Source organism: Streptomyces sp. NPDC096193, from assembly GCF_040302905.1.
In the GTDB taxonomy this organism is placed as follows: domain Bacteria; phylum Actinomycetota; class Actinomycetes; order Streptomycetales; family Streptomycetaceae; genus Streptomyces.
Genome location: NZ_JBEOSJ010000001.1, coordinates 146,399 through 168,451, shown reverse-complemented (window position 1 = coordinate 168,451; position 22,053 = coordinate 146,399). Strand labels below are relative to the sequence as shown.

Sequence of the window (22,053 nt, the reverse complement as noted above, 5' to 3'; positions counted from 1 at the left end):
GTCCGACTGTCTCCACAGAGAACTGGTCGGGTGCGGGCGCTCCCGAGTTCCCCAGGATCCGGACGACCGGGCGCCGGCCACCGCCGCGCCAGGAGAGGAGAGGCATGGCATCACCCGTCACCACGCAGGCGGTCCGGCCACTCGACACGCTGCGTTTCGACACCTCGGGACCGCCGCAGATCATGACCGTGGTCTCGGACCATCTGCGCCTTCTCGGCGCGCAGACGGCCGACACCGCGCCGGGGAGCGAGTCGGCAGGCCGCACGGTGCTGAGCGGCGGGGACTTCGCGCCCGTTCAGGTCCGTACGACGTGGGCCTGCCCCGGGACCGGTGTCAACGACGAAGCCACCGTCCAGGCCGCGACCGGCATCATGGCGGTACACGGCCGTCGCGACGGCGACCCGCGTGGCCTGGCCGTCGACTACGCGTCCGTCGCCACCGGAGTCCTCACCGTGCAGAGCCTCCTCGCCGGGCTGCTGGCCCAGGCACGCGGTGGTGCCGCGCCTGCCGAGATCACCACCAGCGCGCAGCGGGCAGGGCTGCTCGCCGTCTCCCAGTACCTCGCCGCCTCCGGGGCCGATGAGGGCGAGGCGGCCGAACTCGCCCCCGGCGGACCCCCGTTCACCTCCTCCGACGGCCTCCTCTTCGAGCTGGAGACCCTGGACCCGGGAGCCTGGGCCGCGTTCTGGGGTGGTCTGGGCGCGCCACCGGAGGCGATACGCGCCGGCTGGCGGCCCTTCCAGTTCCGCTACGCCACGGCCTGTGCCCCCTTCCCGCAGGCGCTGGAGACCACGACGCGGGCGCATCCCTGGCAGCGGATACTCCGGGCCGCATCGATGTCGGGGGCCGAGGTCTGTGTCCTGCGCACGCTCGCCGAACGGGCGGCCGAGTACGACGGCGCTCCGCCCTGGTCCATGGACCTCCTCGGCCAAGGCCGCATGCACCCGGTGTCCGCACCCTCGCCCGAACTACCCCTCGCCGGTGTGACCGTGCTGGAGGCAGGACGCCGGATCCAGGCTCCCCTCGCCGCGCACCTGCTGGGGCTGCTCGGCGCAGACGTGATCCGCATCGAGCCTCCGGGCGGTGATCCGCTGCGGGGCATGCCGCCGGCGTGCTCCGGTGTCTCCGCCCGCTGGCTCGCACTCAATCGTGGCAAGCAGGCGATGGAGGTCGACATCAAGTCGCCCACCGGACGCCGCCGGCTGCGGGAGACGGCGGCCGAAGCCGATGTGTTCCTGCACAACTGGGCCCCGGGCAAGGCAGCTGAACTCGGCCTGGACGCGACCGACTTCGCCTCCGTGAACCCAGCCCTGGTCTACGCGTACACCAGCGGTTGGGCCGGCCGGCTGCCCGATGCCCCCATGGGCACCGACTTCATGGTCCAGGCCCGTACCGGTGTCGGCGAGGCGGTCCGCCCGGACGGGGAGACACCCGCGCCCTCGCTGATGACGCTGCTCGACGTACTCGGCGGACTGCTCGGCACGGAAGCGGTGCTCGCAGGGCTGCTCCTGCGGGAACGCACCGGGCACGGCGTCCGCGTCGACTCCTCGCTGCTCGGTGCGGCGGACACACTGACCGCTCCCTTCCTGAGGCGGGCGGCCCGCGGTGAGAACCCGAGGCGGCCCGCCGGATTCCGGCGTCCGCTGCCCACGGCCGACGGCTGGATCGTCCCGAGCGACAGGTGCGCCGCCGCGGCCGCCGCGTACGACCTGCGTGAACTGCCGACGGACGACGCGCTGCGGCAGCTGCGTGCGCACGGTCTCACCGCCACCCGCGTCACCACGGACCTGGCCGAACTGCACGACGACCCGCGTTTCGCCGGCTCGATCAGCCGCGACACGCACGGTGCCCCCGCCGTTCCCGACCCCTGGAGTTTCATATGACCGTCGAACTGCACGACCTGGTGCCCGCCGAGCTGCGCCGGTCCTGGGTCGTCGACGGCACCTGCCCCGACCTGGACCTCTACAGCCTCTTCCGGGCCCGTCAGATCATGGACCTGCACCACACAGCGGTCCTCGACGCCAAGGGGAAGCTCTGTTACACCGCGCTGGATCGCAAGGTGCGATGTCTGGCCACCGGCCTCAGAGACCTCGGCATACGCCCGGGTGACGTGGTCGGAGTCCAGCTCCCCAACAACCGCAACGCCGTCATCGCCGATCTGGCGCTCGCCGCCCTCGGCGCGGTTGCCCTGCCGTTCCCCGTCGGCCGCGGCAGCCTGGAGGCCGAGTGCCTGCTGCGCCGGGCAGAGGCCGTCGCCGTCGTCGCGGCCACCGAGCACCGGGGTGCCCACCACGCGGCCGAACTGCACACCCTGTCCACGGCGCTGCCCGCCCTGCGGCACGTGATCGCCGCAGGACCGGGAACTGCCCCTGAAGGAACGGTTCCGCTCTCGGCGCTGCTGCGCTCCGACCCGAGCGGCTTCGTCCCCGCCCGGCCCGACCCCGACAGCGCAGCCCGCATCCTCGTGTCCTCCGGATCGGAGGCCGAGCCGAAGATGGTCGCGTACTCGCACAACGCCCTCGCGGGCGGCCGCGGCAACTTCCTCGCCTCGCTCATCCCCGACAGGACCCCGCCCCGCTGTCTTTTCCTGGTACCGCTCGCCTCCGCCTTCGGCTCCAACGGCACCGCGGTCACGCTGGCCCGGCACGGCGGAACGCTCATCCTCCTCGACCATTTCACTCCCGAAGCCGCTCTCGCGGCCGTCGCGGAACACGGACCGACGCACATCCTCGGCGTGCCGACCATGGTGCGCATGATGCTCGAACGGCTCGACGCCACCGGCGAGAAGCCGGTCACAGGCCGAAAGCCGGTCTCGGGCGGGAAGCCGGTTACCGGTGGACAGCCGGCCTCGGGCGAGAAGCAGGGCGAGACGCTGCCCGCGCTCACCGCCCTGATCCTCGGTGGGGCGCCGCTCGACGAACTCACCGCGGCTGCCGCGGCGCAGGCGTTCGGCTGCCACGTCGTCAACCTCTACGGCTCCGCCGACGGCGTCAACTGTCATACCGGACTGGACAGTACGACTCCGCCCACCGGCGATTCCGGCGTGGTCGCGGGCCGCCCCGACCCCCGGGTCGCCGAGATCCGTATCGCCGACACCGACACCCACGCCGAGGTACCGGACGGCGGCATCGGCGAAATCATCGCCCGCGGCCCGATGACCCCCCTCTGCTATGTCGGCGCCCCCGACCTCGACGCCCGCTACCGCACGCCAGACGGCTGGGTACGCACCGGAGACCTCGGCTTTCTCGACGAGGACGGCACCCTGCACGTCGTGGGACGGCTCAAGGACGTCGTCATCCGGGGCGGCGCCAACATCAGCCCGGCCGAAGTGGAGCGGGAGCTGCGCTCCCATCCGCGGATACGGGACGTCGTGTGCGTCGGCGTGCCGGACGACCTGATGGGTGAGCGCCTCGCCGCGTGTGTCGTACCGCGCTCCGACGAGGCGCCCACGCTCGACTCACTCGGTCGGCATCTGACACAGCGGGGCCTGGAGCAGCGCAAGCACCCCGAACGGCTGCTGGTGGTGGCCGAGTTGCCGTTGACCCCGGCGGGCAAGCCCGACCGCACCGCCCTGCGTGTGCACCTGACCGAGGCCCCGCCGCCCGTTCACGAGGCGCCCGCCACGCCGTCACTCGCCCAGGCCGGCTGAGCCGGAGCCCGAGCGCACCCCGCGGCGCCGCTCGCCCTTCCGTATGACGACCATCCGGACAGGAGAACCGAATGAACCGCAGGAAACTGCTCCGGGCCTCGACCGCGATCGGTGCCGCGGGTGCGATGGTGGCAGTCGCCGCCGCACCGGCAACAGCGGCGACTGCGCAGCCTGCCCAGGAGCCCGGCAGAGCCCTACGGGTGCACCTCGTCATGTACGACGGTGTGGAGGAACTCGACTTCGCCGCTCCCTACGAAGTCTTCTCCGCCGCCCGTTTCTTCACGGACCGCGAGATCGACGTCCGCTACGTCACCGCCTCCGGCCCCGGCGCCGTGCAGGCCGCCTACGGAACGACGATCCGCGTCGAGCACGGCTGGGCTCCGCGCACCGCGGACGTCCTGGTCGTCCCCGGAGGCGGGTACGCACGCCGTGAAGGTCCCGGCGTCCGGGCGGAGATCGCCCGCGGGACCATCCCGCGCGCCCTGGCTTCGGCCGTGCGCCCCGGCCTCGTCGTCGCCGCCGTGTGCACGGGCACCATGCTGCTGTCCGCAGCGGGTCTGACGAAAAACCGCCCGTGCACCACCCATCACCAAGCGCGGCCCGACCTCGACAAGCAGGGAGGACTGCTGAAGAACGCCCGCGTGGTGGACGACGGCGACCTCGTCACCGCCGGCGGCATCACGTCGGGCCTGGACCTCGGCCTGTGGCTCGTACGCCGTGAACTGGGCACGGATGTGGCGACCGGCGTGGAAACCATGCTCGAGTACGAGGCCCGCGGCACGGTCTGGACCCCACCCACACCCCGTGCGCGGTAGTCGCACGCGGCCGAAAGAGGCGGGAGGGCGACACGCTCTGCCCTCCCGCCTCTGTGCTGCCGACGCCTGCACGGCCGGCCGGCGACGCGTCGCTCAGGACGCGCCCATGGCCTTCTTGAGCTCGGCCGCGGCATTGCTGTACACGGGCAGCAGATCGAGGTCGTCGCCCGGATAGTTGACGATCTTCACCTGCTTCGCGCCGGAGTCCGGCAGGACCGTCCCCGTCGACATGTGGGCGTTGTCCAGGACGAGCGCCGGCTTCTTCTTCGAGAGCTCCGCGAGCTGCGCCGGGGTCACGGCCTCCGGCCCGTAGGTCCCGACGGTGGTGGCACCCGCCAGTTCGGCCGACCAGCCCGTGAAGACCTGGCTGACGACATTCGGGCTCTTCCCGCCGGGCCAGGCGGCCTTGAGGTCCTTCGCCAGCTTGGCGTACTGCGTGTCGAAGCCGGCCTTCCACGCCGCCGCGGCCCTGTCCGTGCCGAACAGCTTCGCCAGCTTGTCGACCTCCGCCTTCACCTTGTCGGCGTCGTTGTCCAGATTCACCTCGACCAGCTCGGCCTTCGAGCCGGCGGCCTCCTTGATCTTCTCGGCGTACGGCTCGAAAGGCGCGTACAGCACGAAGTCGGCCTCGCCCACGGCTGCCAGATCAGATGGCTTCGGGTCGTAGTCGGGCGCGTGGTGAACGGACTTGGGGACGATGACCTTGATGTTCTCGGCGCCGGCGGCCTTGGCGAAGGCGCCCTCCCACGTGGTGGTCACGACCACCTTCGGCTTGCCCTTCCCCTTGTCCTTGCCGTCGGCGCTGCCCGCCGACGTGTCACTGTCGCCCCCGCAGCCGGTGACCAGAGCCAGTGCCGCGCTCAGTGCGACGAGGGAAGGGATACGGAGGCGGTTGCGCGCCATGAGGTGTTTCTCCGTTCGGGTACGAGATGGACGGCGAGGACCACGGCCCCCGCTGTCAGGACGAGGACCGGGCCGGGCGGCCAGTCCAGCCACAGGGCCACAAGGAACCCCGTCAGGTTCACGACGACGCCGATACCGACCGCCCACAGCGTGATCGACTTCAGCGAGCCGCCGAGGCGGCGTGCCGCGAGTGCGGGCAGGAGCGTGAGAGCGTCGACGAGCAGCGCGCCGGTCAGCTTGATCGCCCCGGCGACGGCGACGGCCACCAGGACCAGGAGGACGACGGTCAGCCCGCGTACGGGTACGCCCGAGCACTCGGCCAGCTCACGGTCGTACAGGAGCAGGCCCACGTCACGACGGCGCCACCAGAACAGGCCGGGCACGACGAGGGCCAGCACGGCGAGGACGACGAGGTCCGCGGTGCCCACGGACAGGATGGATCCCCACAACAGAGCGAACGCGCCGGAGGCGTTGACACCCGAGACCGCGAGGACGAGCAGCGCGGCCGCGATGGCCAGACTCATCAACAGCCCCATGGCACCTGACAGGCCGTCGGGGGTACGGGCGAGCGGAGCCACGCCCGCGCCCGAGAGAGCGCACGCGACGAGCGCGCACAGCATCGGATCGAGCCCGGTCAGCAGGCCGACCGCGATCCCGAACAGTGCCACGTGCATCATCGCGAACCGCACCGGCATGATGTCCAGACCGACGATCACCACACCGATCACCGGCAGGCCGATCGCCGCCAGCAGGAGGGCGAAGCCGGCCCGCTGGACCGGTACGAGCTGGAGGAGCGCGCCCACATCGGCGGCGGCGAGATTCACCGGACCTCCCGCAGTCGTCCGGCAGCCATGTCCAGCACCCGGTCGCACCGCTCGGCGAGCGTGCGGTCATGCGTCACCACGAGCAGGGTGACGGGCAGCGCGGCGAGGACGTCGGCCGCCTCCTCCTGACCGGTGAAGTCGAGCGCCGCGGTCGGCTCGTCGGCGAGCAGCACCTGGGCACCCGCCGCGACACAGCCGATCGCCCGCGCAAGGTACATGCGCTGCAACTGGCCCCCGGACAGGGTGTGCAACGGTCGCCCGGTCAGCGCCCCCACGCCGAGCCGCTCCGCCGCCTCCCCGGCTTCGGTGGGCGCCGCGCTGCTGGCCAGCAGCTCCTCCCCGAGGAGCGGAAACCGGCCCGCTGCCGGCTTCTGCGGAATCCAGGCACAGGCCCGCCGCCGCCAGGCCCACTCGGCCGATGTGCGCGTACCCCGGCCCCCGACCAGGATGGTCCCGGTCACCTGCCGGTGCAGACCCAGGACGGCGCGGAGCAGAGTGGTCTTGCCCGAGCCGTTGGTGCCGGTCAGCGCCACCCGCTCACCGGCCGCGATCTCCAGATCCACGGCGGCGACGGCATCCACGCGGCCGTGACGGCACGCGACCCCCCGCATGCGCACATCCAGCCCACCCATCACATGCCCCTCTTCGCTCCGGTTCCGAGCGGGAGAGGCCGGATGCTGCGCCCTCCCACGCGGCAGTAGTCGGACGGAGGGCCGGGGGAGTTCCCGGGAAAATCTTCCGGGCGGTGGATACGCCGTGCGCACGGCGGGCCGCTTGTGGCCGCTGCGGGCCGAAACCTGGCTATGCCTGGGCGAGTTGCGTCAGCAAGGACAAGGCGTTGTAGGCCATGGTGCGACCGTCAGGGGTGAGTCCACCCTCGTGGGCACGCCCCCAGGGCGCCGGCCGTGGCAGCAGCCGGGTGATCCGGTCGCGCGGCAGGAGATCGCGGCGCTGCTCCGCATGCGGCGACCAGCCGTCCAGAGGCTTCGGATTGCCCGGGCCGGCCACCACCTGATGGCCGGCCCGCGCTGCTGCGTTGACGATCTCGCGCCCGAGCCCTCTGGAAACTCGATGATGAGGAAGACGGACGGCGTGGGACACACTCCGGCCCACCGTCGGGGAGGGCCCGCCCGGCACGCTCGGGACACTTCCGCCACCCGGTCCCGCTCGTGCGTGCCTGCCTCAGCTGCGTGCGACTCAGCTGCGTGCGAACTCGAGGAGGTCGGTGTTGAATCGCTCGGCGTACTCGGGGACCATCGCCAGGCCGTGGGGCGCGCCCTCGTAGACCTTGTAGACCGCGTCCTTGACGATCTTGGATGACTTCTCGCCCGCCGCCACGATGGGAACGATCTGGTCGTCGTCGCCGTGGACGATCAGGGTGGGGACATCGAACTTCTTGAGATCCTCGGTGGTGTCGGTCTCGGAGAACGCCTTCACGCAGTCGTAGGCACCCTTGATGCCCACGGTCATCGACCAGAGCCAGAACGCGTCACGGGTTCCCTGCGTCACGGTCGAGCCGTCGCGGTTGGCGCCGAAGAAGGGGGCGCTGAGATCCTTGTAGAACTGGGAGCGGTCCGTCGCCACACCCGCCCGGATCTCGTCGAAGACGTCGATCGGGAGACCTTCGGGGTTCGCCTCCGTCTTGAGCATCAGCGGGGGGATCGCACCGAGCAGCACCACCTTGGCGACGCGGGCCGTGCCGTGCCGGCCGACGTAGCGCGTGACCTCGCCGCCACCGGTCGAATGGCCGACGAGGATGGCGTTCTGCAGGTCCAATCCCTCGATGACCGCTGCCAGGTCGTCGGCGTACGTGTCGAGGTTGTTCCCGTCCCAGGGCTGGCCCGAGCGCCCGCCTCCACGCCGGTCGTGAGCGATGGCACGGAAGCCGTTCTCCGCCATCAACTTCAGCTGCGGGTCCCACGTATCGGCGATGAGCGGCCAGCCGTGGGAGAAGACGACAGGCTGTCCCGACCCCCAGTCCTTGTAGTAGATCTCTGTGCCGTCCTTGGCGGTGACGAAGGGCATGTCCGTTCCTTTCGCACTGGTCCTGAACCCGGCGATTCCGCGCAGTTCGGCCCCCCGGACGGAACGCTGGATGTCACCGCCGCGAACCAGCAGCTGACGTGCAAGAGAGCGACGGGGCGGAGGTCGGCAGCGAAGGGCGACCGGGATGGGCACGTCGTGCGAACCACGCTATCCGAGTGTCGGTGCTTCGGCGCGTCGAGCGGGCGCGCGTACGGCGCTGTGCCCGGCACAGCGCCGTACCGGCGGTGACTGCGCGATCACCGTCGCTCTACTTCTTCACCCGGTACCGCGTGTGGGTGACGCCCGTGCCTTCGACCACCGTGACGGGCCCCTCGAACTCCACCGGTGTGGTGCCGAGTTCGCCGAACAGCGTCTTCCCGCCGCCCAGCACGACCGGTACGGGCATTCGTCATGTCGTAGAGGTACCGCCCGACGACGAGGGCACCGGTGTTCTCCCACTCCGGTTCGACGAGCCCGGCGCTGGCGCTGGAAGTTCTCACACTTGAGGAAGACCTCGGCGCCGACGAGCGCGTCCAGCGTGCGCGAGTGCACCACCGGGGTGCGGTGTGCGATCCCCTCGATACGAGCTGCGGCGTCCCGTACGTCGTCCAGAGTGACCGGTGGGTTGTCCGTCGTCACGCGTGTACTCCATGGGGTAGTGGTGGGGGGAACGAGGCGCAACCGATGACACGACCGGTGTTCGGGCTCCCTTCGCGCTCATCCGGACGACCGGCCCGCGGCCGGCTCATGCACCTACCCTCCGAGCCGGCGCCGGCAGGAGGCCGTCGTTGTCCCCGTCGGAGACGACCGGGCCGGCTGCCGGCGGCGGAAGTGGCTGCCCAGAACCCCAGCGTGTCACTCTCGGCGAGCGACTTCGGCAACCGTTCGCGCGTACGCGTCCCCTGCGCGGTGTCGATGTCCACGCAACCGCCGCCACCGTCAGGCGTTGAGGGAGGCCCGCCGCGGTGACCGAACGGCCGGAGTGCGTGGCGCGCCGGACCGCGGGCACGGTCAGTGCCACTGCGAATGCGGGGACGGACGTAACCATGAGCACCAGGAACCCCGCGGTGCAGCCGGATTCCCGGGGAAGTCCGTTCGGCTGGAGCGTGCTGGTCACGACGGTCGCCCATCCGGCCGCGCCGATGGCCGCGCCGATGGTGCGGAAGTTGGCGTTCATGCCGCTCGCGACACCGGTCTGCGGCACCGGGACGTTGCTCACGACCAGGTTGGCCATGACGGACGCCGGTGATCGGTCACCACGCCGTCCCCCTCCGCCCGTCTCCGCTGTGCGCAACGTCCGGCTTCTGAGCCCGCCGCGTACGGTCTCCGGCATCGCGATGGCGAAGGAAACCCTCAGGAGGGCTACCATGCAAAGCGCCCAATGGGCGGTATAACAGCAGAACCCGGCCCGCGATACGCCAACCTCGCCTGTCCCAGGGCCGTGCGCCCGTAGCCAAGTGATCAGTGCGAAGGTAAAGTCCCGTGCGTGCTCGGCGCCCTGACCAGACAGGTGCCGGGCCGATACCCTCCGTGACCACGAGGGGCCCGGCACAACAACCGGGGGAAACGAGTCCGGGGGGACCTGTGACCGACATCAAGACCACGCGCCGAGCCACCGAAAGCACCTGGGCGCTGCCTCTGCTGGCGCTGGCACCACTGGCGCTGCTCAGGCTGCTGACCGAGCCGTCCACGGCGTGGCTCGCCCTGTCCTGGGCCCTGTGCGTGGCCTCCGCGCTGCTCCTGGCCGCCGGATGGGTCGCGTTGCGGAAGAACGGGATCCGGGGAAACACCGCCTGGGGAACCTGCGTTCTGGTCCACCTCATATGGGCCTGGCAGTTCGTCGCGCTCATCGCGGAGTGAGGGCCGGGACCGGCAGGGTGGCGAGGAGCGCATGTGCCCCTCCCCACCCTGCCCCGCCTCAGGACGCGGGCAGTTCCGACCTCACCACACGTGCCGCGGCGACGAGGTTCTCGAGGGACGCACGGGTCTCCGGCCAGTCTCGCGTCTTCAGGCCGCAGTCGGGGTTGACCCACAGGCGATCGGCCGGGATGGCTTCCAGGCCCTCGCGGAGCAGTTCCGCCGCCTCGACGACACCAGGGATGCGCGGTGAGTGGATGTCGTACACACCAGGGCCGGCTTCCCGCGGGTAGCCGTGCCCGGCCAGTTCACGCGCCACCTGCATGTGCGAGCGGGCGGCTTCCAGGCTGATCACATCGGCGTCGAGGTCGTCGATGGCCTGCACGATGTCACCGAACTCGGCGTAGCACATATGCGTGTGGATCTGGGTGTCCGGCCGCACGCCGCTGGTGGCCAGACGGAAGGACTCCGTGGCCCAGGCCAGGTAGTCCGCGTGGCCGGCCGAGCGCAGCGGAAGGGTCTCCCGCAGGGCCGGCTCGTCGACCTGGATCACCGAACTCCCGGCGGCCTCCAAGTCGTTCACCTCGTCGCGCAGGGCGAGAGCGACCTGGCGCGCGGTGTCCCCGAGCGGCTGGTCGTCGCGGACGAAGGACCAGGCGAGCATGGTGACGGGTCCCGTGAGCATGCCCTTGACCGGCCGGCTGGTCAGGGACTGGGCGTACGAGGTCCACTGAACCGTCATCGGCTCGGGGCGCGAGATGTCACCCGCGAGGATCGGCGGCCGGACGTATCGCGTGCCGTAGGACTGGACCCAGCCGTGCCGGGTGGCCAGGTAGCCGGTGAGCTGCTCGGCGAAGTACTGCACCATGTCGTTGCGTTCGGGCTCGCCGTGGACCAGGACGTCGATGCCGGTCTTCTCCTGGAAGGCGATCACCTCCTGGATCTCGGCCTTGATCCGCTCCTCGTAGGCAGCCGTGTCGATCCGTCCGCGCCGCAGGTCGGCGCGCGCGGTGCGCAGTTCGGTGGTCTGCGGGAACGAGCCGATCGTGGTAGTGGGCAGCAGGGGCAGGCCGAGGTGGGCACGCTGGGTCGCGGCACGTTCGGCGTACGGCTGCGAGCGGCGACCGTCGGCGTCCGTCACCCCGGCCACCCGGGCACGCACCGCCGGGTCGCGGGTGAGGGCGGAGCCGGCGCGGGAGGTCAGGTCGGCGCGGTTGGCGGCGAGTTCGGCCGCGATGGTGTCGGCCCCCTGACCCAGGCCCCTCGCGAGGGTGACGATCTCGGAGGTCTTCTGCCGGGCGAAGGCGAGCCACCGGTGGATCTGCGGGTCGATGTCGCGCTCCGCGGCACTGTCCAGCGGGACGTGCAGCAGCGAGCAGGAGGAGGCCACGTCGACCCGGTCGGCGAGGCCGAGCAGCGTGCCGAGGATGGACAGCGACTTCTCGAAGTCGTTGATCCAGATGTTGCGACCGTTGACGACGCCCGCGACCAGGCGCTTGCCGGGCAGCCCGCCGACTGCGGCCAGGGCGCCGAGGTCCGCCCCTGCGGCATCGGTGAAGTCGAGTGCCAGGCCGTCCACGGGAGCCTTGGCGAGCACCGGCAGTGCCTCGCCGAGCCGGTCGAAGTACGAGGCCACCAGCAGCTTGGGCCGGTTGGTGAGGGTGCCGAGGTCGCGGTAGGCGCGTTCAGCGGCGTTCAGTTCGGCGGGCGTACGGTCCTGGACCAGCGCGGGCTCGTCCAGCTGCACCCAGTCGGCCCCGGCCGCGCGCAGGTCGGCGAGTACCTCCGCGTACACCGGCAGCAGCCGGTCGAGCAGGGTCAGGGGATCAAAACCGGGCGCCACGCCGGGGGCGGGCTTGGCCAGCAGAAGATAGGTGATCGGGCCGACCAGCACCGGCCGGGCCGTGTGACCGAGGGCCAGTGCCTCCTTCAGTTCGGTGACCTGCTTGGTGGAGTCGGCGGTGAAGACGGTGCCGGGCCCCAGTTCGGGGACGAGATAGTGGTAGTTGGTGTCGAACCACTTGGTCATCTCGAGCGGGGCGATGTCCTGGGTGCCGCGCGCCATGGCGAAGTACCCGGCCAGGGCGTCCGCCTCGACGGCTGCGCGGTGGCGCGAGGGCAGGGCGCCGACCATCACGCTGGTGTCGAGCACGTGGTCGTAGTACGAGAAATCACCGGTCGGGACCTCGTGGATCCCGGCCTCGGCCAGGTGCTGCCAGTTCGAACGACGCAGGTCCCGGGCGGTCTCTTCCAGGGCCGCTGCGGAGACCCGGCCCTTCCAGTAGCCCTCGATGGCTTTCTTCAGTTCACGGTTCGGCCCCTGACGGGGGTATCCGTGAACGGTGGACCGTGCTGCCGCGGCTGCGGGCTTCGCTGTCACTGAACTCTCCTTCGCGAGTTTCCTGTCACCCGGCGAGGGTGAAGGCGAAGGGAGCACAGACCGGACGGAGGAGGTGGTGCGTCGCTGACGCACGTGCCCGCCGGTATGCACGCCGACCCGCCCTCGAGGTCACCGGATATCCGCGCACGATCGGTCGTGCGCGGACAGCGGGCAGGTCTTCGGACTCACGGGCACGCCTGCCGGACATCTCCCGGCGGACACCTACTGGCCGTCGCTTCCCAGGCCCGTACCGGACCCAGTGCGTATGACGGCGGTCGTTCCCGCTCACCGCTGCGGGGCAGTCCCGGATTCCCACCGGGTTCCCTCTTGCGACGCACATACCTGGCAGGCACGGCGAACCAGCTGCACTCGTCAGCCTAGAGCCCCGCGGGCCACACCGACACCACCGCTCGTCATCCGGACGGCGATCCACGGCGTGCGGGCGTACCGATGGAGCCGCCGGGGGCGCTCAGGCCGAGGGCACCGGAGTACCAAGACGCTCGGGTAGCTGAGGGAGCAGGTGAACGGGTCGACGAAAGAGTTCACGCAGTCCGCCGGCTTCCAGTCGGTGCGCGGGTGCAACGGCCCGGACGGAGGGGCTGAACAGCACGCTGGGCAGGATCGCGGCGGCGGGGCACCAGGAGCAGGGCACGTTCAACGACCTTGCCGACGGCCCGCTCGACCGGTCCGGGAGCACGTAGCTCCACCGAGCGGGTCACCACCAGGCCGTCGCTCCCGGCCCTCGCCCGGTCCGCACCGGCGGCGGCATGCAAGAGCAGGGCGGAACTGTCGACCTGATCCTCGGCCAGGGCGAGCCGATATCCGGTCGGTGTGCTCGCCAGGACGCGGCGCCCAGCTGCGCCCGCGCCCTGGACACGAGGACCTGCACCGCCTTTCCCGGCCGCTCCGGCAACTCGGCCGGCCACAGCCCCGCCACGAGCCGCTCGGTGTTGCAGCCCGTACGGAGGTCGCCGGCGAGCAGTGCGAGCAGGCCGCGCAGCCGGGGCGCTGTGACCTCCTGCCCGCGATAGGCGACACGTGGCAGCAGGGTCAGGTCGGTGGTGACCGGTGCAGACTGGCCAACGCCCCCGGCCGACCGGATCCAGCCCGTCCGAAGTGACGGCGGGCCACCAGCGCCCGGTTGGGCCCCTGTTGGGGCCGAGGTGCGGCCGTCGCGGCGTCATGGAACCACCTGGGACCTACCGTCCCCGTACCGTCGCGATCGCCTCCTTCGCCGTCTTCTCGACCAGCGCGATCCCGGACTCCATCGACGCATGGCCGTCGGAGAGCACGGCGATCAGATATCTGCGTCCGTCGATGGTCACGCGTCCCACGCTGTTGATGTCCCACAAGCCGGTCTTGGTGCGCTGGAGCCAGCCGTTCTTCAGAGCCCAGCCGGAGCCTGCCGCGGCCGACACGCCCCAGTCCTGTTCCGCCTCTGTCCGGTTCATCAGCCTCTGGATGTACGCACGAGAGGGCTGGCTCAGCTCCGGGGGCGTACCGGAGGAAGGCGTCGCCGAGTCCACCGAGAACGCCGCCCGCAACAGGATGAGCTGGTCCTCCGCCGTGGTCTGGGTGAGACCCCAGTGCATTCCCTTGCCACCCTTGGTCGACGTCAGGCCCAGGCGCTTGTTCGCGGCGTCCAGGCCCTCGGCGCGGCCGATCTTGCGCCACAGAGCATCTGCCGAGTCGTTGTCACTGCGCTCGATCATCGCGGTCGCGTACGTGTGCTCCCGTATGGTCAGTTTCCGGTCCTCGTCCTGAACCTTCAGCAGCAGCGCCGCGAGAATGTTGACCTTGACGATGCTCGCGGTGTCGTACGTGGAGCCGTCGCCGTACACCTCGACGCCCCAGTCGTCGGCGTCCAGCGCTGCCACGCCGACGGACATCCGCGCTTTCGGGACGGGCAACACGGACGCGGGTTTCGGGGCCCCCGGGACGGGGGCGGCGGGTGGGTCTGCGGGCGAGGGGCCGGCCGTGCAGGCGGTCCCCAGAAGGACTGTGCCGGCGAGCAACACCCAACGCCGCCTGAACCTCTGATAATGCGTTTTCATGCTTAATGCGTCGCACCATTGCGGGGCGTCGGCCCGGGTGGGCACTCTTATGGGCGCGAGAAAGCACCCGTTGGGCGCAGCGACTCGCCGACAGGCGCTCTCCGGTTCCCCGGGCGACCTGGTGTATCGGGGCCCTCGCCCTCCTGCCCGGCGGTGCGACGCGCCGGGAGCCGGCGGGGTAGACGCTTGCGTAACGCCTCAAGTCATCAGCGCCCGTCGAGAGGGCCCGTGCCCCGGATCCGGAGCCCGGCAGGCCGACACGCGGTCGGCGGCCGGACTGACGCCGGAACCCGTCTGAGGCTGTGACAGATAGCCGGCTACCGGGCTGCGGTCCGGCAGCCGGCTCGTCCCCGGGCTGCCGACCGATGTACGCGCCGTGTCAGCGACGGATGTCTTCCACCTCCGCGAAGCCCTCGCCCGGGCCCGCCGAACCTGTGTCAGCCACTCGACGGACCTTCAGGTGAGGGTGAGTTGCCGACCGTTCCCCGAGGCGGTGGCGGTCTCCCGGCCGACGCCCGCGGACAGGCGCCTGACCGCCGCCGGGGGCAAGGGTGCCGTGGGCCGGGATCGGGACGACTGTCCGCGCGCGCCGCCGGCTGAGCCGGACCGGCCGCCACCGGTCCGCCGACGGGTCCGTCACGGGTCAGGCGGCGGCCTTGCGGCGCTGGAGCAGCCGAGGGTGCAGGGCGAGCAGGATCGCGGCGACGGCGGCCCACAGGGTGAGTGTGATCAGAGGCCCTGATATGTGGGCGCCGTTGAAGTAGCTCAGGTCGTTGACGGCACGGACGGCGGCCCCGGGCGGCAGAAGCGCGGAGACGATCCGGGCGGGGGCGGGGAGCAGGTCGGCGCCGATGACGGCACCACTGGTCGCATTGCCGACGGTGAGCAGCAGGAGCGTGGTCACCGGGAGCCCCACAGGCCCGAGGGCGGTGCCCAGGAACTTGGTGGTGAAGGCCGCGGCAGCTGCCAGGAGGGTGAGGGTGAGGATCAGAGGAAGGAGCGGGGCCGGAACGGCTCCGAGGACGGGTCCGGAGATGATCGCCGCGACGGTGCCGATGGCCGCGGAGGCGCCCGTCAGCAGCCAGAACCGGTGACGCAGACGGAGGACACCGGCGAGGCCGAGAGCGTTCGAGCCCAGCACGAAGCCGGCGAGCGTCACGCCGAAGGCCACGTAGAACCCGGCCAGTCCCCGCGCGTCGAAGTGCGCCAGCGGCACGACGTTCTCAGTGGTGACATGCGCGCCCGAGCCATGGGCGTAGGCGTCGACAAGGCCGCTCACAGCCGCGGTCGTGGACGCGCCGGCCGCTCCGGCGACCTCCAGGCGCAGCTCGTTCGGGCCGTCGGCGCTGAGCACGGCGACGACATCGTTGTGCACCAGCGCGCTCCGGGCTGCGTCGGCGTCCGTCGCGGGGTGGACCTCGACGGCGTCGCCGAGAGCCTGCCGTATCTCGCCCGGCAGGTCGGCCCCGGTGACGGCGATGGGGACCTGGTGGGGCTGGGGATCGCGCTGGAGACCGACGTAGCACGCGATGAACGCCGCCACGACGATCAGCGCGATCACCGTCGGCTGGAGCCATGCCTTGACCGGCGGTCGACGGGCGCCCGTACGGAGCGCGGACGATGTATCGGCCACCGCGGGGGGCATCTGATGACGCTCGGTCGCAGGTCCGGCGGGAACGGTCATCAAGGTCTCTCTCGTGTGGGGCGAGGTGCGCGCGGAGGGCAAGGAATCGCTCAGGCGGATACGAGCATATGCTCCTATCCGGGAAACGGCAAAGGCGCGTCCGGGGGAGCGCCGGCCGTGGATGCCTGGACCCTCGATTTGGGGGCCCGCTCTCCTGGGTTTAGGTGCAGATACTCTTAATGTTCCCGGTGAAGCCTCGGAGGAGATCATGGCCACAACGCCCGCATCGACCGACCCCGCCACGTGCAACAACCTGTCACTGCGCAAGGCGGCCCGGTACCTCGGTGCGACGTACGACAAGGCCCTCGCCCCGGTCGGTCTTCGCGCCACGCAGTTCGGCATCCTCCAGAAGCTCAGCAAGCAGGGGGAGACGACGATCACCCACCTCGCCGACATGATCGCGATGGATCGCACGACACTGGCCACCAACCTCAAGCCGCTCGCCCGGGAAGGGCTGGTGACCGTCGAGCACTCGGCAACCGACCGCCGGGCGCGCGTCGTCACACTCACCCCGGACGGCCTCGACCGTCTGGAGGCAGCGCTACCGCTGTGGCGCGCCGTGCAGGTGCAGTTCGAGGACACGTTCGGCGCCGACAAGGCCTCTCAGCTGCGCGCCCTGCTCGACGAGGTCCTCGACACGGGCTTCCAGCCCTGGGCCGAGTAACTGCCGGCGCTCGGTGACTCGAACTCGCCGCCCCGTCGCGCGGCCCCAGGACCGGTCGGGGCGCGACACTGGGTTCCGGGGACAGGCGTCGGACCGAGGAGGCAGATCGATGGCCACGACAGGCGACAGCGCGGATGCCGCGCCGGCCGTGCACCGTCGGTCCGAGGCGATCGACGGCGTGGTGTGGGAGCCGAGCGAGCGCTGGGTGCGCGCGACCAAGGGCGAGGACACGATCGTGGACAGCCGGCGACCGGTTCTCGTGTGGGAGCCCGGCCGCCCTGTACCCCTGTACGCGTTCCCGGCCGAGGACGTCCGGACGGATCTGCTGCGCAGGACGGAGCGGCCGGCCAACCCGCGCCGGCACGGGGGAGCGACGGTCTTCTACGACCTCGTCCACGCCGACCGGTCCATCAAGGCGGCGGCCTGGACGTATCCAGGCGAGGAACTGGCCGGATACATCAGCTTCGAATGGTTCGGCCACGATGTTCTGGACCACTGGTACGAGGAGGACGAGGAGATCTTCGTGCACCCGCGCGACCCGCACAGCCGGGTGGACGCGCTGGCGAGCACGCGTCACGTCCAGGTCGAGATCGAGGGCACGACGGTCGCGGACACGCACACGCCGGTTCTGCTGTTCGAGACCCACCTGCCGGTCCGCTACTACTTCCCGCGGGATGACGTCCGCCTCGACCTGCTCACCCCGACGGATGCGCAGACCCGATGCCCGTACAAGGGTGTCGCGACGGAGTACTGGTCCTGGGAGGGCGACGGCGCCGTACTGCCGGACATCGCCTGGAGCTACCCGGACCCTCTGCGTCCCGTGGAGCTCATCAAGGACCGGGTGGCGTTCTACAACGAGTCGGTGGACATCATCGTCGACGGGGAACGGCAGGAACGCCCGGTCACGTTCTTCAGCAAGCGGTCGCGTTCCTGAACCCGGGTCAGGCGTGTCGTACGTAGTCGCCGACCTCCCAATGGTGCTCGCATCCTCCAATGTCCTGATGTGATCAGCAACGACCGGACAGTTGGTCAGACCGATGACACCCTACGAACGGTCGGTTGATTCGATGTGCTGCTGGAGGGTCTGAGCAATCTCATCGACGCTTGCGTACGGGGGAACAATCCAGTAGGCGTCATCGCCGTTGTTGAGTGCCAATTCGCTCGTGAACTGGACGAGATCAGGCGCCGGGACATAGGAGTCGCGCAACCAGGCGGCGAACTGCGCAGCCTCGACTGCCGATGCCTGCATCACCATGACCGAGCCGATCTCGGGATACGGGGTGGTAGCCAAACCATCCAGCCACACCCCTCCGCCGAGTGGCACTTCGAAAGTCAGGGTTTCGGCCGACCGTGGCCCCACATCTTCACCCCAGGATGTGGACGCCCCGGGGAAGGCTTCAGTGATCCTTGCCGAGAGGTCGTCGAGCCGCAGATGCCAGGCCGCAGCGTCGTCGACAGGCGGTGCGAAACTGAACGTGGTCCTCAGTGCATCGTGGTCCGTCATCATGTCTCCGTACTTCTACGGTACGTATCGTGCAGTGCCTGTTACGCCGCTCATAGCCATCATGCTTTGCCAGTAGGGAGCGGATCGCTTGTCGTTCGTGATGATCTCAAAGCCGCGTATCTCATCGTTACGTGGGTCGGAAAGCGCAGCACGGTAGCGCGCCAGTTCATTGCCATCCTTCACGTACATACCGTCACGGTGCGGGTCGAACTTCACCTTTCCGTTCTCGTCGATCTTGGGCGGGGTGCCAAGGGTCTTGTCTACCTGGTCCAGGTCTCGGAATGTCTTCTTGCAATCGGGTTCGCGCACATGCTTGGCCTCGATCGCATAGCCGTCGATGGGGCGCATACCGTCAACCATCAGGCCCCTGCCACTCTTTCCGGTTGCCGCAGCAGGTAGCGGCACTTCACGCTCCGGGTAGCCGGCCACACGCATCTGGTAGGCGTTGTCCGGGTGGCTGGGCCCCCCGCCGCCGGCGAATCCGCCCGGGGGCAGCGAGTTCACCCAGGTACGGAACGTGGTCTGCTCGCCTGGGGTGAGGAGCCGGGTGGTGCCGGGTTCCGGCGGCAATGGGTCGCGGTTGAGCGTCGGGTCGTAACCACTGCCCATAGGGACCAGGCCGGGTGGCCGTGAGCCGTAGGCAGCGAGAGTGAGAGGCACGGGTACCGGTATGCGAATCAGCGGCGGAAGGAAGGGGAAGTCGGGACCTGAGGGCGCACTCGAGCCTTCCGGCAGCTTGATGCGCTTCTGGGCAGCATCGACAGCGTGAGCCACATCGCCGAGCTGGTGAATCCAGGGGTCCGTGAGCACCGCGGCGTGGAGCCCGCCGTCATCGCCGTTTCCGCCGAACCTCGGTGCATCCCATGGCATCTCGGCGTGAAACAGGTCCAGCTTGTTCTGCTGGATCTTCTTCTTTGCCGCCTCTACGTGGTCGGCGTATCGGTCGCAAGCCTTGGCCAACTGGTTGCACGCCGCTACCAGATTCGTCACGAGGGGTTCGTCCGACTGGGCTCGCTCGGGAGGGCATGTTCTGCCAACAGACACGCTGAAGTAGTTGCGGAAGGCGTCAGCAGCCTCACCTGCGTGCGCCGTGTCGGCGGTCGAAGCGAAGGCCTGGGCGTCCTGCAGGAAGCGCAGCATCAACTTTCCGGCGTGGCGCCACGAGCTGGCGACGTCCCGGATCTTCTCTGGTGATCCGCGAAAGCGGTCATTGGCCCCGTACTGCTCGAGGCCGGACGTTTCACCCACCACTTCGGGCAATTCTCGGCCCAGTCCGAGATAGTTCTCAGGACAGTCGGCCCCCGGATCGCCCATGCCTGACGTCAGGTCGACCTGCTTTCCAAGGATGGCCGATGCGATGCTGCTCTCTCTGGCCATGAATTCACGTGCGGTGCGCATCAACCCTCTGCCGGATTCCCCCAGCAGGTAGGAACTGAATCCCATCTGGTCGAGCGTGGTGGACGCAGCGGACGTGTAGACCTTGGAAAAGTCGCGCCCTGCGTCGTCATCTCCGGCCATCCCCTTCTGCCGTTCCAGCTCGTGAGACAGGCCGATCGTTGTGTCACGGGCGCCGGTCATCGCGTTGATGGCCAGTCCCATCGAGGCCCGGATCATGCCCTCCGCTATAACCTTCAGATCAGGCGGCAGTCCGCCAGTCACACGCATCCCCCCGCTCCAGGCTTTTGTGGTCGCGAACGACCCATGCTCTTCGCACAGTTCTACCTCAGGGCGCTCGTTCGCGCGTGCGGCTCACCTCTCGGGCCACGGTGATGCGTCGGTCGGAGACCGTCGGACCGTTCGGGGGAGCGCTGAGCAACATGGATCGGTATGAGACGGAGATGACCGCCGCAACCCCCTACTCGATCGTTCGCAGCCCTCCGGAGCTGCTCGGCCCCGCCCGGCTCGACGTGGACGCCCGGATGATTCGCGAGCCCACCGCGGAGGAGAAGCCCCGCCAGGGGCGGCAGGCATACCTCCTGGCTCGGAAGCCGGAGTCTCGGTGAGGTGAAGCAGGGGATCAGTCGTCGGAGCCGTCCGCGCACACGAAGAGACAGAACGGGTGGCCCACCGGATCGAGCAACACCCGTACGTCTTCCTGGGGCTGGATGTCCGCGAGGGTTGCGCCCAGGGCGCGGGCGCGTGCGACGGCCTCGGGCAGGTCGTCCACTTCGATGTCCAGGTGGATCATCATCTGTTGCCCGTCCGGTGTGGACGGCCACTGCGGCCGGACGAAGTGCGGCTCGGTCTGGAACGACAGGCCTGCGCCGCCCTCGGGTGGGGCGAGCATCACCCAGTCCGGCTCGTCCTCCCGTACCGGCCAGTCGAGCAGGCTCCGGTAGAACGCTGCCAACTCCCGTGCGTCGGGGGCGTCGAGCACAGTTGCGGCGAGTGTGCATCGCGGTCGGGTACCCATGGCGTCACGCTACCGGCGACCGCACTCGGCAATCAGCAGGCCTAGGGCTCCGCGGCGGCATACCAGGCGGTTACGCCTTCGGCAGCGCGGGCCGGCGCCGGCCCGTCACGCCCGCGGGGAGTCCGGGTACAGCCACCGCCGCAGCGCTCGGCTCATGAACGGCATGACCGCGTATGTCAGGAGCGGGGCCAGGATCACCGGGAAGACGAGGGTGCGGGCCAGAAGCGGCCAGCCGTGGAAGTACTCGGCGAAAACTCCGTCGTAGAGCAACGCGAAGGGGTAGACCGCGACGATCGTGACGAGTGACATCTTCCAGCGCGCCGGTGGGCGGGCCGGGCCGTTGGGGACGTTGAACCATGTCTCCAGGCCCGTGGTGGTCAGCTTCGGATGGGCCGAGCGGCCGAAGGGTTTGACGCGATCCTGCCAGGCGGCGCGCTGGGGTGAGGTCATCCACCGGTCCAGGCTCTCGGTGTCCGCGAACCGGACGACCGCGTGGTAGCGGTGGTTGTCGCCCTCGGGCCGGAGCCAGGTCACTCCGCGGTGGCCGGTGAACGAGGCCGCCTCCGTCTCGATCTCGTGGGCCCACTCCTCGAATTGCTCTTCCCTGCCGGGGGCCACCTCCCAGGTGTAGACGGCCGTCACCGCTTCTCGGGCTGCTTCTCGCACACTCCGGCTCATACCGCAAATCTTACGGTTGCGTCGGGTTTGTATGTGTATGAGCATGGAGGGGTGCTTTCTCTGGAGGTGTGCTATGTCCGGACGCGGCCCGGCCCTCACGGAACGAGGGGCTGCACTCGAGGAACGAGGTCCCGGTCCGGTCCGGGTCACCTTGTCGATCAACGGCGCCGAGCACACTCTCGACATCGAGCCACGCGTCAGTCTGTTGGACGCCCTGCGTGAACGTCTGGATCTGACGGGCGCCAAGAAGGGGTGCGACCAGGGCACTTGTGGCGCGTGCACGCTGTGGGTCGACGGAAAACGGGTGCTCGCCTGCCTCACCCTCGCCATGACCTGCGAGGGCCGCGAGGTGACCACCGTCGAAGGCCTGGCCGACGAGGGCGAATTGCACGACATGCAGCGGGCCTTCATCGCCGAGGACGCGTTCCAGTGCGGCTTCTGCACTCCCGGCCAGATCATGTCCGCCGTGGCGTTGATGCAGGAGGGGCACGCCGGGGACGACGCCGAGATCAAGGAATGGATGAGTGGCAACATCTGCCGCTGCGCCGCCTATCCCCATATCCGGGCCGCGATCCGCTCCGTCCGCGACCAACCGTAGGGAGG

20 protein-coding genes, 2 pseudogenes and 1 riboswitch are annotated in these 22,053 nt (G+C 69.9%); of the genes and pseudogenes, 8 read left to right on the top strand and 14 right to left on the bottom strand.

The annotated features are described in order from the left end of the window. Positions 1 to 104 precede the first annotated feature (104 nt). The 3 genes from ABTX78_RS00800 to ABTX78_RS00790 all read left to right on the top strand — a co-directional run bounded on the left by ABTX78_RS00800 (position 105) and on the right by ABTX78_RS00790 (position 4,464). Positions 105 to 1,883, top strand: a complete 1,779-nt coding sequence (locus ABTX78_RS00800; protein ID WP_352204645.1) for a CoA transferase — start codon at positions 105 to 107, stop codon at positions 1,881 to 1,883. Beyond that, positions 1,880 to 3,649, top strand: coding sequence for a class I adenylate-forming enzyme family protein (locus tag ABTX78_RS00795; RefSeq protein WP_352204644.1), 1,770 nt, complete (start codon positions 1,880 to 1,882; stop codon positions 3,647 to 3,649). Before ABTX78_RS00800 ends, ABTX78_RS00795 begins: the two co-directional genes overlap by 4 nt. Before the next feature lie 71 nt (positions 3,650 to 3,720). Next, positions 3,721 to 4,464, top strand: a complete 744-nt coding sequence (locus tag ABTX78_RS00790; RefSeq protein ID WP_352204643.1) for a DJ-1/PfpI family protein — start codon at positions 3,721 to 3,723, stop codon at positions 4,462 to 4,464. A gap of 93 nt (positions 4,465 to 4,557) precedes the next feature. Here ABTX78_RS00790 and ABTX78_RS00785 read toward each other — a convergent pair whose 3' ends face one another. The 6 genes and pseudogenes from ABTX78_RS00785 to ABTX78_RS00760 form a co-directional block, all read right to left on the bottom strand. Continuing rightward, positions 4,558 to 5,367: a metal ABC transporter substrate-binding protein gene (locus ABTX78_RS00785; protein ID WP_352204642.1), complete on the bottom strand. Its 810-nt coding sequence runs from the start codon at positions 5,365 to 5,367 to the stop codon at positions 4,558 to 4,560. Continuing rightward, positions 5,325 to 6,191, bottom strand: a complete 867-nt coding sequence (locus ABTX78_RS00780) for a metal ABC transporter permease (RefSeq protein WP_352204641.1) — start codon at positions 6,189 to 6,191, stop codon at positions 5,325 to 5,327. The genes ABTX78_RS00785 and ABTX78_RS00780 overlap by 43 nt, the downstream gene beginning before the upstream one ends. Further along, positions 6,188 to 6,823 carry a metal ABC transporter ATP-binding protein gene (locus ABTX78_RS00775; protein ID WP_352204640.1) on the bottom strand — a complete coding sequence of 212 codons (636 nt, stop codon included), beginning with the start codon at positions 6,821 to 6,823 and terminating at the stop codon, positions 6,188 to 6,190. The genes ABTX78_RS00780 and ABTX78_RS00775 overlap by 4 nt, the downstream gene beginning before the upstream one ends. Before the next feature lie 565 nt (positions 6,824 to 7,388). Then, positions 7,389 to 8,216 carry an alpha/beta fold hydrolase gene (locus ABTX78_RS00770; RefSeq protein ID WP_352204639.1) on the bottom strand — a complete coding sequence of 276 codons (828 nt, stop codon included), beginning with the start codon at positions 8,214 to 8,216 and terminating at the stop codon, positions 7,389 to 7,391. A gap of 268 nt (positions 8,217 to 8,484) precedes the next feature. Further along, entirely contained in the window at positions 8,485 to 8,622 is a 138-nt protein-coding gene (locus tag ABTX78_RS00765) for a dihydrofolate reductase family protein (RefSeq protein WP_352205033.1), read from the bottom strand. A 77-nt stretch (positions 8,623 to 8,699) separates the two neighbouring features. After that, positions 8,700 to 8,855, bottom strand: a pseudogene (locus ABTX78_RS00760) (pyridoxal-5'-phosphate-dependent protein); the annotation flags it as partial. Positions 8,856 to 9,800: 945 nt separating this feature from the next. Here ABTX78_RS00760 and ABTX78_RS00755 point away from each other — a divergent pair. After that, a complete protein-coding gene (locus tag ABTX78_RS00755; protein WP_352204638.1) occupies positions 9,801 to 10,076 on the top strand; it encodes a hypothetical protein in 276 nt (91 codons plus the stop codon). A 58-nt stretch (positions 10,077 to 10,134) separates the two neighbouring features. On the opposite strand, the gene metE is transcribed toward ABTX78_RS00755, so the two are convergent. From metE to ABTX78_RS00735, 4 genes and pseudogenes are all read right to left on the bottom strand, one after another. After that, positions 10,135 to 12,453 (bottom strand): 5-methyltetrahydropteroyltriglutamate--homocysteine S-methyltransferase, encoded by a 2,319-nt coding sequence (gene metE, locus ABTX78_RS00750; protein ID WP_352204637.1) that lies wholly within the window; start codon positions 12,451 to 12,453, stop codon positions 10,135 to 10,137. A 153-nt stretch (positions 12,454 to 12,606) separates the two neighbouring features. Next, positions 12,607 to 12,832, bottom strand: a riboswitch (cobalamin riboswitch). Positions 12,833 to 13,187: 355 nt separating this feature from the next. After that, positions 13,188 to 13,555: pseudogene (locus tag ABTX78_RS00745) on the bottom strand (AfsR/SARP family transcriptional regulator); the annotation flags it as partial. A 97-nt stretch (positions 13,556 to 13,652) separates the two neighbouring features. Further along, positions 13,653 to 14,330 (bottom strand): serine hydrolase, encoded by a 678-nt coding sequence (locus ABTX78_RS00740; protein WP_502993716.1) that lies wholly within the window; start codon positions 14,328 to 14,330, stop codon positions 13,653 to 13,655. 820 nt (positions 14,331 to 15,150) lie between these two features. After that, positions 15,151 to 16,140, bottom strand: a complete 990-nt coding sequence (locus tag ABTX78_RS00735) for a hypothetical protein (RefSeq protein ID WP_352204635.1) — start codon at positions 16,138 to 16,140, stop codon at positions 15,151 to 15,153. Between the two features lie 259 nt (positions 16,141 to 16,399). Here ABTX78_RS00735 and ABTX78_RS00730 point away from each other — a divergent pair, with 259 nt between their 5' ends. Together ABTX78_RS00730 and ABTX78_RS00725 are read left to right on the top strand one after the other, a co-directional pair. Beyond that, a complete protein-coding gene (locus ABTX78_RS00730) occupies positions 16,400 to 16,855 on the top strand; it encodes a MarR family winged helix-turn-helix transcriptional regulator (RefSeq protein WP_352204634.1) in 456 nt (151 codons plus the stop codon). Positions 16,856 to 16,964: 109 nt separating this feature from the next. Continuing rightward, positions 16,965 to 17,789, top strand: a complete 825-nt coding sequence (locus ABTX78_RS00725; RefSeq protein WP_352204633.1) for a DUF427 domain-containing protein — start codon at positions 16,965 to 16,967, stop codon at positions 17,787 to 17,789. A 111-nt stretch (positions 17,790 to 17,900) separates the two neighbouring features. Here ABTX78_RS00725 and ABTX78_RS00720 read toward each other — a convergent pair whose 3' ends face one another. Next, positions 17,901 to 18,359, bottom strand: coding sequence for a hypothetical protein (locus ABTX78_RS00720; protein ID WP_352204632.1), 459 nt, complete (start codon positions 18,357 to 18,359; stop codon positions 17,901 to 17,903). 15 nt (positions 18,360 to 18,374) lie between these two features. Next, entirely contained in the window at positions 18,375 to 20,024 is a 1,650-nt protein-coding gene (locus ABTX78_RS00715; protein WP_502993715.1) for a restriction endonuclease fold toxin-2 domain-containing protein, read from the bottom strand. 152 nt (positions 20,025 to 20,176) lie between these two features. Between ABTX78_RS00715 and ABTX78_RS00710 the strand changes: the two genes are divergently transcribed. Further along, a complete protein-coding gene (locus ABTX78_RS00710) occupies positions 20,177 to 20,362 on the top strand; it encodes a hypothetical protein (RefSeq protein WP_352204630.1) in 186 nt (61 codons plus the stop codon). A 14-nt stretch (positions 20,363 to 20,376) separates the two neighbouring features. On the opposite strand, the gene ABTX78_RS00705 is transcribed toward ABTX78_RS00710, so the two are convergent. Together ABTX78_RS00705 and ABTX78_RS00700 are read right to left on the bottom strand one after the other, a co-directional pair. Further along, a complete protein-coding gene (locus tag ABTX78_RS00705; protein ID WP_352204629.1) occupies positions 20,377 to 20,772 on the bottom strand; it encodes a VOC family protein in 396 nt (131 codons plus the stop codon). A 105-nt stretch (positions 20,773 to 20,877) separates the two neighbouring features. Continuing rightward, complete coding sequence (locus tag ABTX78_RS00700) at positions 20,878 to 21,450, bottom strand: antibiotic biosynthesis monooxygenase (protein WP_352204628.1); 573 nt, start codon at positions 21,448 to 21,450, stop codon at positions 20,878 to 20,880. A 73-nt stretch (positions 21,451 to 21,523) separates the two neighbouring features. Here ABTX78_RS00700 and ABTX78_RS00695 point away from each other — a divergent pair, with 73 nt between their 5' ends. Then, the gene (locus ABTX78_RS00695; protein WP_352204627.1) at positions 21,524 to 22,048 is read left to right on the top strand and encodes a (2Fe-2S)-binding protein; all 525 of its coding nucleotides are present in this window, start codon (positions 21,524 to 21,526) and stop codon (positions 22,046 to 22,048) included. Positions 22,049 to 22,053: the final 5 nt, after the last annotated feature.

Excerpts from the sequence above, each read along its gene's own strand:
- ABTX78_RS00800 (WP_352204645.1), top strand. The coding sequence starts at position 105 with ATGGCATCACCCGTCACCACGCAGGCGGTCCGGCCACTCGACACGCTG.
- ABTX78_RS00795 (WP_352204644.1), top strand. The coding sequence starts at position 1,880 with ATGACCGTCGAACTGCACGACCTGGTGCCCGCCGAGCTGCGCCGGTCC.
- ABTX78_RS00790 (WP_352204643.1), top strand. The coding sequence starts at position 3,721 with ATGAACCGCAGGAAACTGCTCCGGGCCTCGACCGCGATCGGTGCCGCG.
- ABTX78_RS00785 (WP_352204642.1), bottom strand. The coding sequence starts at position 5,367 with ATGGCGCGCAACCGCCTCCGTATCCCTTCCCTCGTCGCACTGAGCGCG.
- ABTX78_RS00775 (WP_352204640.1), bottom strand. The coding sequence starts at position 6,823 with ATGGGTGGGCTGGATGTGCGCATGCGGGGGGTCGCGTGCCGTCACGGC.
- ABTX78_RS00770 (WP_352204639.1), bottom strand. The coding sequence starts at position 8,216 with ATGCCCTTCGTCACCGCCAAGGACGGCACAGAGATCTACTACAAGGAC.
- ABTX78_RS00765 (WP_352205033.1), bottom strand. The coding sequence starts at position 8,622 with ATGCCCGTACCGGTCGTGCTGGGCGGCGGGAAGACGCTGTTCGGCGAA.
- ABTX78_RS00730 (WP_352204634.1), top strand. The coding sequence starts at position 16,400 with ATGGCCACAACGCCCGCATCGACCGACCCCGCCACGTGCAACAACCTG.
- ABTX78_RS00725 (WP_352204633.1), top strand. The coding sequence starts at position 16,965 with ATGGCCACGACAGGCGACAGCGCGGATGCCGCGCCGGCCGTGCACCGT.
- ABTX78_RS00720 (WP_352204632.1), bottom strand. The coding sequence starts at position 18,359 with ATGACGGACCACGATGCACTGAGGACCACGTTCAGTTTCGCACCGCCT.
- ABTX78_RS00715 (WP_502993715.1), bottom strand. The coding sequence starts at position 20,024 with ATGCGTGTGACTGGCGGACTGCCGCCTGATCTGAAGGTTATAGCGGAG.
- ABTX78_RS00710 (WP_352204630.1), top strand. The coding sequence starts at position 20,177 with ATGGATCGGTATGAGACGGAGATGACCGCCGCAACCCCCTACTCGATC.
- ABTX78_RS00705 (WP_352204629.1), bottom strand. The coding sequence starts at position 20,772 with ATGGGTACCCGACCGCGATGCACACTCGCCGCAACTGTGCTCGACGCC.
- ABTX78_RS00700 (WP_352204628.1), bottom strand. The coding sequence starts at position 21,450 with ATGAGCCGGAGTGTGCGAGAAGCAGCCCGAGAAGCGGTGACGGCCGTC.
- ABTX78_RS00695 (WP_352204627.1), top strand. The coding sequence starts at position 21,524 with ATGTCCGGACGCGGCCCGGCCCTCACGGAACGAGGGGCTGCACTCGAG.